Annotated in this window: 8 protein-coding genes; all 8 read left to right on the top strand. The window is 54.0% G+C overall.

The window, feature by feature from the left end; genetic code table 11:
- Complete coding sequence (gene hemW, locus BAQU_RS05635) at positions 1-1263, top strand: radical SAM family heme chaperone HemW (RefSeq protein WP_094693489.1); 1263 nt, start codon at positions 1-3, stop codon at positions 1261-1263.
- A 133-nt stretch (positions 1264-1396) separates the two neighbouring features.
- Positions 1397-5968 carry a glutamate synthase large subunit gene (gene gltB / locus BAQU_RS05630; protein ID WP_094693487.1) on the top strand — a complete coding sequence of 1524 codons (4572 nt, stop codon included), beginning with the start codon at positions 1397-1399 and terminating at the stop codon, positions 5966-5968.
- 1 nt (position 5969) lies between these two features.
- Positions 5970-7502 carry a glutamate synthase subunit beta gene (locus BAQU_RS05625; RefSeq protein ID WP_094693485.1) on the top strand — a complete coding sequence of 511 codons (1533 nt, stop codon included), beginning with the start codon at positions 5970-5972 and terminating at the stop codon, positions 7500-7502.
- A 130-nt stretch (positions 7503-7632) separates the two neighbouring features.
- Entirely contained in the window at positions 7633-8085 is a 453-nt protein-coding gene (locus BAQU_RS05620) for a hypothetical protein (protein ID WP_094693483.1), read from the top strand.
- A 174-nt stretch (positions 8086-8259) separates the two neighbouring features.
- A complete protein-coding gene (glgA, locus tag BAQU_RS05615; RefSeq protein ID WP_094693481.1) occupies positions 8260-9495 on the top strand; it encodes a glycogen synthase in 1236 nt (411 codons plus the stop codon).
- 1 nt (position 9496) lies between these two features.
- Positions 9497-10336 carry an ABC transporter ATP-binding protein gene (locus BAQU_RS05610; protein ID WP_094693479.1) on the top strand — a complete coding sequence of 280 codons (840 nt, stop codon included), beginning with the start codon at positions 9497-9499 and terminating at the stop codon, positions 10334-10336.
- A 71-nt stretch (positions 10337-10407) separates the two neighbouring features.
- A complete protein-coding gene (locus BAQU_RS05605; protein WP_094693477.1) occupies positions 10408-11520 on the top strand; it encodes a tRNA (adenine-N1)-methyltransferase in 1113 nt (370 codons plus the stop codon).
- Between the two features lie 57 nt (positions 11521-11577).
- On the top strand, positions 11578-12138 hold the full coding sequence (locus BAQU_RS05600) for a SixA phosphatase family protein (protein WP_094693475.1): 561 nt from the start codon (positions 11578-11580) through the stop codon (positions 12136-12138).
- Positions 12139-12263: the final 125 nt, after the last annotated feature.

The following is a 12263-nucleotide window of genomic DNA, read 5'->3' as shown; positions in this document are numbered from 1 at the left end:
ATGACCTTTGGCCTCTATATTCATGTGCCATTCTGCTTGAAGCGTTGTGGATACTGTGATTTCAATACCTACACGTCGATGGACATGGGAGAGGGCGCAAGCGTTGATCACTATGCGACCATGATCATCGAAGAGATGGCATTACTCAAACGATGGCAAGAACGCAACGGCATCACGCCCGAACCCATTTCGACCATATTCTTTGGGGGAGGAACGCCGACCGTTCTCAAGGCGTTCGATCTTGTTCGCATGGTGCAGACCGCCGAGCACGAATGGGGGATTATCGACAATCCTGAAATCACTACAGAAGCGAACCCTGACACTGTTGATGCGGCATATTTGCAAACATTGAAGGCTGGTGGTTTCACAAGAATCTCATTCGGTATGCAGTCAGCGGTTCCACATGTGCTGAAAACGCTCGATCGGACGCACACGCCGGAAAATGTGGTGACCAACGTCAAGGCAGCTCAGATCCTCGGACTCGAATGCAGCGTTGACCTTATCTACGGCACCCCCGGAGAAAGCATCGACGATTGGAAAACGAGTGTCCGCAGTGCCTTGGCCATGGAACCTACGCATATTTCCGCGTATGCGCTCACCTTGGAACCGACGACGCCGATGGGCAGGAAGGTTGATTACGGCATTCTGCCCAAACCTAACGATGATGATGAAGCTGAAAAGTATGAAATTGCTGATTCTCTTTTTTCAGCGCAGGGTCTCGAATGGTATGAGATTTCGAATTGGGCAGTACCCGGCCATGAATGCCGGCACAATCTTGGCTACTGGCGAAACATTGATTGGGCGGGGCTTGGACCGGGGGCTCACTCGCATTTCAGCCATCTGAATGCCTCAACGACTTTGCCGCAAGGGGCGTATGCGGTTGACGATCATGATGGCTTCACGAGGCAACATCGCCGGCTTCCAGAAGATTGCTCTTCGATAAGGGCCTGGGACATTCGCCATCCTCGGCGCTGGGCGCATACGATTCATCAAGGCAACGTTCCCTGGCAAGGAGCGGAAACGCTGAATCACCATGCGACGCTTGAAGAGGCCATCATGCTGGGAGTTCGCCTTCGGGAGGGCTTGGATGTGGCAGGCATCAATGCAATTGCCGGAAAGCAGTTGCAGCCCGGCATATTGCATGCATTGCACGCTGAGGGCTTGATCGAACGGCAGACATCAACCATAGTGCCTACCCTTCACGGGAGGTTGTTGAATGATATCATCGTTGAAAAGCTGCTTGATGCCTATATGCTCGAGTGAGAGGCTGATACCAAATAATGTCTAATTCGACACGAATTTTGGAATCATGCCCAAGAATGACACAATCACACGGTATTCTGTTCTATCAAAGCGTTCCAATCGGGCTTCTGCCCACCCTAGAGAGGTGATATCAGTGACTTTCAAAGCACCACTTGATCTTACTGTTCATAATGCACAGGGACTATACGATCCTGCCAACGAGCATGACGCATGTGGTGTAGGTATGGTCACTACCTTGAATGGGCTTCCCGAACGTTCCATAGTCGACCATGCGATTGAGGTTCTCGTGAACCTTGATCACCGCGGTGCCGTTGGTGCTGAAAAGAACACTGGTGACGGTGCAGGAATGCTCATCACCATGCCTGATGAATTCATGCGCGCGACGATTGAAGCCGAACTGCCTGAACAGGGAAGCTATGCGGCGGGTATTGTCTTCCTCGATCGCGATATCGCGCTTGGCGCGCAGCAGGAGCAAGCCATCGCCTCCATCGTCGAAGAGGAAGGACTATCGGTCCTTGCGTGGCGGGATGTGCCCACCAATCCCAATGGACTGGGACTACAGGCCTTGAGTACGATGCCATCGTTCAAGACCTTGGTGATTGCGGATCCGACCGGAGGTTTGAAAGGCATGGATCTGGAGCGGCGAGCGTTCCGTGTCAGAAAGCGCGTTGAACATGCTGTTGGCGTGTATTTCGCGTCACTATCAACCAAGACGATCACCTATAAAGGCATGCTCACGACGATGCAGCTTCAGCCTTTCTTCCCTGATCTGTCGAACCCATTGATGAAGGCACGCATCGCCATCGTCCATTCACGCTTCTCCACCAATACCTTCCCCAGCTGGCCACTCGCACAGCCCTTTAGACTGCTTGCCCACAATGGCGAGATCAATACGATTCAGGGCAATCGCAATTGGGTGTCTGCACGTGAAGGCCGTCTGAGTTCTGAACTTCTGGGCGATATTTCCCAACTTCTGCCAATCAACACCCCAGGTTATTCGGATTCCGGCACTTTCGATGAAACTCTGGAACTGCTCTATCTCGCTGGACGATCGCTGCCTCACGCCGTTTCCATGATGCTGCCGCCCGCCTGGGAGAAGGATGACACGCTCGATCCCGATGTTCGAGCATTCTATGAGTACAACAACACGTTGATCGAGCCTTGGGATGGTCCTGCGAACATCATCTTCACGGATGGCGATCTCGTGGGGGCACAGCTTGATCGTAATGGTCTCAGGCCCGGGCGTTGGCAGCTGATGGATGATGGGCACCTTGTACTCGCATCGGAAACCGGTGTGCTTGACAAGATTCCACAGAGCCATATCGCGCGCAAGGGGCGTCTGGAACCAGGAAAGATGTTCCTGGTTGATGTCAATGAAGGGCGCATTGTCCCAGACGGTGAAATTCGCAAGGATCTCGCATCGCAACATCCATACCGATCATGGGTTGAAGGCAATTCTGTCGAGATGAGCGAACTGCCGGCGCGTGAACATGTCAGTCATTCTGGAATGTCGGTACAGCGACGTCAGAGGGCCTTCGGCTATACCGAAGAGGATCTCAAGATGCTTCTGGCTCCCATGGCTGATGGCGGTAAGGAACCTTTGGGGGCGATGGGTAATGACACGCCTATGGCGGTGCTGTCTTCACGCTCCAGAATGCTGTTCGACTACTTTACCCAGAAGTTTGCCCAGGTCACCAATCCACCGCTTGACTGGGAACGTGAAGAGATCGTCACATGCCTTGAGTCCGCCATCGGACCGGAACCCAATCTGCTCGAAGACACCGAGTTGCATGCGAAGAAGATTCTGATTCCCAATCCTGTGGTCGACTCGGATGAAATGGCGCAGTTGAAGCGATTGGACAAGGCACAGATTCTCAATAACTATTACAAGCCCTTCGTGGTAAAAGGACTGTATCAGGTTGCGGGCGGAGGCAAGGCGCTCAAGGCTCGACTGGATGAGATATTCAAGCAGATAGATGATGCCATCGATGTGGGCAAGAACTTCATCGTGCTTTCAGACCGTGATTCGAACCACACATGGGGTCCGATTCCCTCGCTGCTGATGACGAGCGCGGTGCAGCATCACTTGCTGCGACGTCATACCAGAACACAGGTTTCGCTTGCAGTCGAAGCCGGAGATGTGCGTGAGGTGCACCATGTTGCCTTGTTGATTGCCTACGGTGCCGCCTGCGTGAACCCGTACCTGGCACTGGAATCCGTCGAGAATCTTTCCGAACGAGGATATCTGAAGGTCACCGGGGAACAGGCAGCCAAGAACCTCACCAAGGCTCTGAGCACTGGTGTTCTGAAAATTATGAGCAAGATGGGCGTGAGCACCATCATGTCGTATCGTGGCTCGCAGCTCTTCGAGGCCATCGGACTGAGCCAGGAGATTGTGGACGAGTACTTTACCGGCACCACATCTCGTGTCGGCGGCACTGGCTTGGACGAAATCGCCGAGGAAGTCGCTATTCGACACCGAGTGGCATATCCAACGCAGTGGACTGCACGTCCGCACAGGAATCTGCGTTCAGGTGGCGACTATAAGTGGCGCAGAACCGGCGAGGAACATCTGAACGATCCAGAGTCGATATTCCTGCTGCAACAGTCGACGCAGCGTGCAGATTATACGATGTTCAAGCAGTATTCCCATCACATCAACGACACCTCGAACCGTCTGATGACATTGCGTGGGCTGATGAAGTTCAATCATAAACGCAAGCCGATCGACATCAGTGAGGTTGAGCCTGCTTCCGAGATCGTCAAGCGCTTCTCGACCGGTGCCATGAGCTATGGATCAATCTCACAGGAGGCTCATGAGACACTGGCCAAGGCAATGAACAAGCTCGGTGCTCGCTCGAATTCCGGAGAGGGTGGCGAATCGCAGGATCGTATTGAAGATCCAGCACGCACGAGTCGCATCAAGCAGATTGCATCGGCGCGATTTGGTGTGACCAGTGACTATCTTGTGTCCGCAACCGATCTGCAGATCAAGCTTGCTCAGGGTGCCAAGCCTGGTGAAGGCGGGCATCTGCCCGGTGCCAAGGTTCCACCATGGATTGCAGAGGTGCGTCGCGCAACCCCGGGTGTGGAACTCATTTCTCCGCCCCCTCATCACGATATATATTCGATTGAGGATTTGAAGCAGCTCATCAATGATGCGAAAATGGCTAATCCCAAGGCTCGCATCCATGTCAAGTTGGTGTCCGAGTTTGGCGTGGGCACGATTGCGGCAGGTGTGGCAAAGTGCTACGCGGATGTCGTGCTGATCTCTGGATATGACGGTGGTACCGGAGCTGCTCCGCTCAATGCCATCAAGCATGCCGGAACACCGTGGGAGATCGGTCTTTCCGAGACCCAGCAGACATTGATTCTCAATGGTTTGCGTAGCAGAATCGTCGTGCAATGCGATGGCGAGCTCAAGACCGGCCGAGATGTTGTGATCGCCGCGCTCCTGGGTGCGGAGGAATTTGGCTTTGCAACGGCAGCCCTTATTGTAGAAGGCTGCGTCATGATGCGCGCATGCCAGCTCAATACGTGCCCGCAGGGCATCGCAACGCAGGATCCTGAATTGCGTGCCCGCTTCCGTGGCAAGCCGGAGCACGTCATCAACTTCTTCATGTTCATCGCTGAGGAGGTTCGAGAACTGCTGGCTCAACTTGGTTTCCACACCTTGGAAGAGGCGGTCGGCCATGTCGAGATGCTTGACCAGAACGAGGCTATCAGTCGTTGGAAGTCGGGTGGCATTGACCTTTCCAATGTGCTCATGCAGGCGGGCCCTACGCCGGGCACCATTCTGCATCACACGATCAATCAGAATCATGAGCTTGAGAAGGCGCTCGATAACAGGCTGATCAAGCTTGCCGAGCCTGCATTGGATCGCAAGGAACCGGTATTGATCGATGTGCCGATTCGAAACGTGAATCGAACGGTCGGCACGATGCTCGGTTACGAGATCACCAAACGCTACAAGGCACAGGGCCTGCCTGATGACACGATTGACATCACGCTTCACGGATCGGGTGGCCAGTCCATCGGTGCGTTCATCCCTCGTGGCGAGACGCTGCGCATTTATGGCGAAGTCAACGATTACGCAGGCAAGGGGCTTTCAGGCGGACGCATCATCGTTCGTCCAGCAGAAGACATTCATTTCGATCCACACGAGAACGTGATTTGCGGTAATGTCACTGGTTTCGGCGCAACCTCGGGTCAAATGCTGATTGCGGGCAAGGCGGGGGAGCGCTTCGCTGTGCGTAATGGAGGTGCCAGCTTCGTTGTCGAGGGCGTTGGTGACCACGGTTGCGAATACATGACAGGTGGAACGGTAGCCATATTGGGGCCCACGGGAAGAAACTTCGGTGCAGGATTCTCCGGCGGCAATGCCTATGTCCTTGATCTGGACATGGACAAGGTGAATCCATCGGCACGGGTGAACGGTTCATTGAAATTCTTGGCCGTCGAGGCGGAATATGCCGAGGAGCTGCACGCGCTTGTCAAGCATCATGCGGAGGAGACCGGTTCTGAGACGGCAAAGAATCTGTTGAAGGATTGGAAGACGAGTATTGCACGATTTACTCATGTTGTTCCCACGCAATATCTTGCAATGAAGACCGCCATGGACCAGGCACACAAGGACAATGTAGATTTCAACCAGCCTGGGGCATGGGAATCACTGTATGAGCGTGTTGTGGAAGGAGTGCACTGAGATGACCGATCCAAGAGGATTTCTGAAGGTTCGTACGCGTCGAGAGCTCAAGGAACGACCAGTTTCAGAGCGTGTCAAGGACTGGCAGGATGTGCATGCCGAATTCGGTCTGCAGGACTTCACCAAGAGTCAGGCGGCGCGATGCATGGATTGTGGTACGCCGTTCTGCATGACAGGCTGCCCATTGGGCAATCTGATCCCAGAATTCAACGATTTGGTCCGTCAAGGTAAATGGGAAGATGGATACAACCGTCTTTCCGTCACCAATAACTTCCCTGAAGTTACCGGTCGTGTATGCCCGGCGCCATGCGAACAGGCATGCGTGCTCGCCATTCATCAGCCTGCGACGATGATCAAACTCGATGAGCAGACCATCATTGATCAGGCTTGGAAGCTCGACTATGTCAAGCCGCAGCCTCCGCAGCGTCTGACCGACATGACGGTGGCGGTAGTGGGTTCCGGTCCGGCTGGCCTTGCGTGCGCTCAGCAGCTCACACGAGCTGGCCATACGGTTGTAGTCTACGAACGTGATGACGCCATTGGTGGTCTCATGCGTTATGGCATTCCGAACTTCAAGCTTGACAAGGCACTGATCGACAAGCGTCAGGAGCAGATGGAAGCTGAGGGAACGCGCTTCCGCACAAATGTTGAGATCGGCAAGGACATCAGCTGGGACGAACTGCGCAGTCGCTATGATGCCGTGGTCGTCGCCATCGGATCGACCGTGCCAAGAAACATCTCTATTCCAGGGCGAGAGCTCAAGGGCATTCATTTCGCGATGGACTTTCTTCCGGACGCGACCCGTGTGGTCTGGGGCAAGAAGCCGATCAACGGCATCACGGCCAAGAACAAGCATGTGGTGATCATTGGCGGTGGCGATACCGGTTCTGACTGCCTGGGTACTTCGATTCGCCAGGGGGCACAGTCCGTGACGGTGCTCCAGATCAATCCGAAGGAACCTGCGCAGCGTCCGGACAAGGATCCATGGCCAACTTATGCGCGTACCTATCAGAAGACTTCCTCGATGGAAGAGGGCGGCGAATACCTCTATAGCACGGACTCCGTTGAATTCGAGGCAGGTGAGGCAGAAGACACCGCAGTTGAAATCAAGGAACACACCACGGCTGAGAGCTTTATCGCGGATGAGAACGGTCATATTACAGGGCTGAAGGTCATCGATGTTGCTCCGGGAGATAACGGCCCGTTCACGCGTCAGCATGGGACCGAACGCATCCTCCCAGCAGATCTGGTACTCATCTCCATTGGTTTCCTGCATCCTGACACACAGACCTTGGTTGACCAGCTTCCAGTCGAGCTTGACAAGCGTGGCAATGTTGCGCGAAACAATGATTTCGCCACATCGCAGGAAGGCATGTTCGTTTGTGGTGACGCAGGACGCGGCCAGTCCCTTGTGGTATGGGCTATTTCAGAAGGTCGAAGCTGCGCAGCCGCCGTCGACAAGTTCCTCACTGGAAATACCGAGCTTCCAGCGCCAATCACCGCAACGCAACGCCCGATGATGCTACCGCGATAAGCCGTTACACTTGATGGTTAGGAGTCATTCGTTCCTTTCACGCAGTATTCGAGTGGTCTATGACAAACGTGACCGACTGGGCTGCATCGAGGGGGACTGATGAGGAATTGCATAGTGCGAGAGGAGCAATATGCCCAACCGTTCCCAACGGAGGGCCAATGCGCGCAATGAGCGCAAAGGCATACCGACTCAATATGATCAGACTCGTGGCCGTGGACGTGGCGGCATGCTCGATGAGCAGTCGCTGCAGGAGAAATCCCGCAGAATTCAGGCCAATGAAGATGGTGTTTGGAAACCAGCCGGTCATGTTGATGTTGACATTCAGAAAACTGCAACGAAAGATCGGGCAATGCCGTCAATCGGAACGCCCAGCACATTCAGACAATGGCTGCGCATTCTTAGCTGGATTCTCATTGTCGTCTCCGCCTGTGCATTCGTGGTGATCATGTGGGTTTCGACGACGCCGCTGTGGCTGGTCATCACTGTTTCAGCCCTTTTTGCGGTTGGTGTGCTGAGCCTTTTCATAGTTGGCGGATCGCCCCGTGAAAATCCAAATCTGGACGGCAATGGAACTGCGGTATGAACGCGCGAGCGCATCATGTCGCATGCTCGTCATGATCCTTCAGTGGAGTACGGGTTTGCGTCATCGTCATTGAACCATGACAATCGAGCTGTACCCGGCGGACAACGAGGTTTGCCGGGGGCTTACGTTGAAGTTAGCAATGGTAGGAATCACAAAGCAAGGAAGAAGCGTGACATGAAGGTTGACATACTGACCCGTGAATACCCTCCGCATATCTATGGTGGTGCCGGAGTGCACGTCGAGGAACTTTCGAAGGTTCTGGCTGAACGTATCGATGTTACGGTTCGAGCATTCGATGGTCCTCGAACTGCTGCCGACATCCCTGCAATTCCGGGAAAGAATCCCCTTGGCAGCCTGCATCTTGTGGGCTATGATGCTCCTCAATATCTTGAGCGAAGCAATCAGGCGTTGAAGACCTTTGGAGTCGATCTGAGCATCGCATCCGATGTCCAGGCAGATCTCGTCCATGCGCATACGTGGTATACATGCCTTGCCGGACGTGTTGCCGCGCAGCTGAACGACATTCCTTTGGTAATCACTGCGCATAGCCTTGAGCCCTTCCGTCCGTGGAAGGCCGAACAGCTTGGCGGAGGATACCGCCTGAGCTCCTGGGCAGAACGAGACGCATATGAGTCTGCAGACCGTGTCATCGCTGTTTCCGCGGGCATGCGCAAGGATATTCTGACCGCATATCCAAAGGTAGATCCAGACAAGGTCTGTGTGGTCCATAACGGCATTACCTTGGATGATTTCACCCGTCCTGCTGAGGATGACGGGGCGTGGCATGTCTTCGACCGCTACCACATTGACAGGGATAAGCCGACACTGCTTTTCGTGGGCAGGATAACGCGTCAGAAGGGTCTTCCGTATCTGCTGCAGGCATTGCACCTGATCGACAAAGACATTCAGGTCGTCCTATGCGCAGGAGCCCCCGACACGCCTGAAATAGCCGATGAGGTGCGCACGGCATTCAAGAAGCTTGATGACGAGCGTGGCAACATCATCTGGATCGAAGAGATGCTTGCACGTCCCGAACTGCGTGCCTTGGAGCATGGTTGCGATGCCTTCGTATGCCCGAGCATCTATGAACCCTTAGGCATCGTGAATCTTGAGGCCATGGCGTGCGGCCTTCCGGTTGTGGCAAGCGCGACTGGAGGCATACCCGAGGTCGTCGTCGACGGTGAAACCGGTTATCTGGTGCCGATTGAGCAGCTTCAGGACGGTACGGGAACGCCGCTTCATCCGCAGACTTACATACATGATCTGGCTGATGCAATCGATAGAATGTTCGCTGATGTGGAAGCGGCTGAGAGAATGGGTGAATGTGGTTATGAGCGCGCTCGGGACCGATTCTCCTGGGAGAGGATCGCCGATCAGACCATCGATGTATACAGACAGGCGTTGAGGTGACATGGATATTCTTGCTCTGAACGATGTTGAATTTCGTCGTCAACGACGTGTCATTCTTCGTGATGTGAATCTTACGGTGGAGCAAGGGGAGAAGTGGATTCTCTTTGGTCCCAATGGCATAGGAAAGTCAAGTCTTGTTGCCATGATGAGCACCCGCGGCTTTCCCAGTGCGGGCACCGTCGACATTTTGGGCAATAGGCTGGGCAAGGTTGATGTGTTCTCATATCGGCATCGTATAGGGCTTTCTTCGGCTGAGCTCTCGAGAGCTTTTCCACCTCAGGAGGATCCTCTCGATATTGTCGTTACCGCGCTTACTGCTACAACGGGGAAATGGCGTGATTCATATTCGCAAGAGGAATATGACAGAGCCCGATCATTGATGGGAGAGTTCGGGATTGAATATCTTGAGGGCAAGCAGATGTTCAAACTTTCTGAGGGTGAGCGCACACGTGTGCTGATATGCCGTGCGCTCATGGCCAATCCTGACCTGCTGATTCTTGATGAACCAACAACCGGACTGGATCTTGGTGGTCGCGAGCTGGTGCTCGAAGCCCTGGGTAGGTTGGGAGCCGATCCTCACAGAACGGTGCTGCTGGTGACACATCGTCTTGAGGAGATTCCCGAAGGATTCGATCATGTCGCGATCATGGGTCGACAAAGCGGCAGTGAAGCAGATGCGCACAAGGATGCCGTTACAGGTCGTGATCCAGAACCTGGAACCATAATCTACCGTGGTGATTTGGAACATGGTTTTACGTCTCAACGACTCAGTGAAATATTTGGAATTCCTTTAGCTGTATCGTCTGCTGACGGACGCTGGGCAGCATACGCTCGACGATAGGTCGAGAAATGCCGCTGGCACTTTCGCCCTGGTCTGTATAATTCTCGACCGAGTGAGGATTTGGAGGGATTATGCCGAAACGAGGTCCCCTATGTGTGGGGGAGAAAGTCCAGCTGACCGACCGCAAGGGTGCAATGATCACTGCACTGCTTGAAGACGGAGGAGTGGTGCAGACACAGCGTGGCGTTATTCCACACAGCAGCCTGATAGGTATGTCAGAAGGCTCTGTGGTCACCACGCAGAGTTCGGAGCGATCCTTTGCGGTTGACCGTAATGGAGTGCCTTCTGGAGCGGCGAGTGATTCCCCCGATTCGATTCATGACAAGAAAAAGCCATGGAAGATTGCTCGTCACGTTGGTGGCTGGTCCTATACGGTGATGCGACCGCGTCTGGCGGACTTCGTGCTTTCCATGCCGCGCGGTGCTCAGATCATGTATCCAAAGGATATTGCGCAGGTTTTGACGATGGGTGATATTCGTTCAGGTATGCGCGTGCTTGAATCAGGTGCCGGATCGGGTGCGATGAGCCTTCATCTGTTGGATGCGGTGGGTGAGCAAGGCCATCTGACGACCATCGAAAGGCGTTCAGAGTTCGCTCGGATCGCAGGCTTGAATGCTTCCGTGTATTTTGGAGGCATGCCCCAATGGTGGAATCTGCTTACTGGTGATTTCGATGTGGTTGCGAAAGGGTGCGAGGAACATTTCTACGATCGAGTAGTCCTCGACATGCTCGATCCATGGAATCGGTTGGAGCAGGTCGAACGTCTGATCGTTCCGGGAGGCGTGCTGAGTGCCTATGTCACCACGACCACGCAGATGAGCCGTTTGGTTGAGATGATGCGTGAGCGTGGTTCGTGGACCGAACCAGAGGTGAGCGAGACCATCCAGCGAGATTGGAAGGTTCAAGGGCTGGCAGTTCGCCCCAATCATCAGATGATTGGTCATACCGGATTCATCGTCATCTCGCGTGCGATGGATGTTGGGGTCGAAGCTCTGCATAGGCGTGAGCGTGCCACGAAGGATACGTATTCCGACGTTGACGATGCAACGCCGTCACAGACTTTGGAAGAACTTGAGTTGCGTGATATTTCAGATCGTAAGCTTCGCAAGGTTCTGCGTGACCTTGAGCATCAGGCAACTGTAGTAACATCGAATACGGGGCAGGGGACTCCTGTTGGATCATGACCGCCACGCGATGGAGTGTGAGATGCTGCTACGAGCTGAGTTGCTGAGGAGTCGCTGATGAACGTCAATCTGCACAAGCTGAGAAAGAGCCTTCGTTCGCGCAAATATGTGCTGATTGTTATGAGACATGCGAAAGCCGAAGCGTTGGGCGAGGGGGGCGATCGTACAAGAAAGATAACCGATAAGGGAAGAAAACAAGCCAAGGCGGTCGCCAAGGGACTTGATGCGCTGGAACTGGTTCCTGACCGCATCGCTACGTCCAGTGCAGACCGCACCGTGGAGACTCTGAATCGGATGCTCAAATACTTCGGCGACGGCCCCAAGGTTGATGTCAGGCTGAGTCTATATCAGGGCGGCATTCAATCAATCCTCGACGAGATTCACACCACCAAGCCCAAGAGACGAACCTTGATGATTCTGGGTCATGAGCCGACGGTTTCGGTGAGTTGTGAATGGCTGGCGACATCCGAATCGGATCCTACTCAGCTGGATCTGCTGCATCTCGGTCTCTCTCCTGCAAGTGTGGCGATTTTCGCCTGTGACAGGCCATTCGGCGAGTGGACCATGCACGGTGCTGACCTTGTTGCGGTCTTGACCCCGCGCGATTTTGAAGTGTAGAAGCCATCGGCCTTGCATGTAAGCTATAAACTTTACTTATAACGACACACCTCTCATTATAATTACCGATAAATGTCCTCAGTTGGTACGCTTCAGGGGTTGAATCAACATACATTGGAGGAAGC

The sequence above is a fragment of the Bifidobacterium aquikefiri genome, from assembly GCF_002259795.1.
Taxonomy (GTDB): domain Bacteria; phylum Actinomycetota; class Actinomycetes; order Actinomycetales; family Bifidobacteriaceae; genus Bombiscardovia; species Bombiscardovia aquikefiri.
Note: the sequence above shows the minus strand (reverse complement) of the source record. Positions and strands in the feature narration are given on the sequence as shown.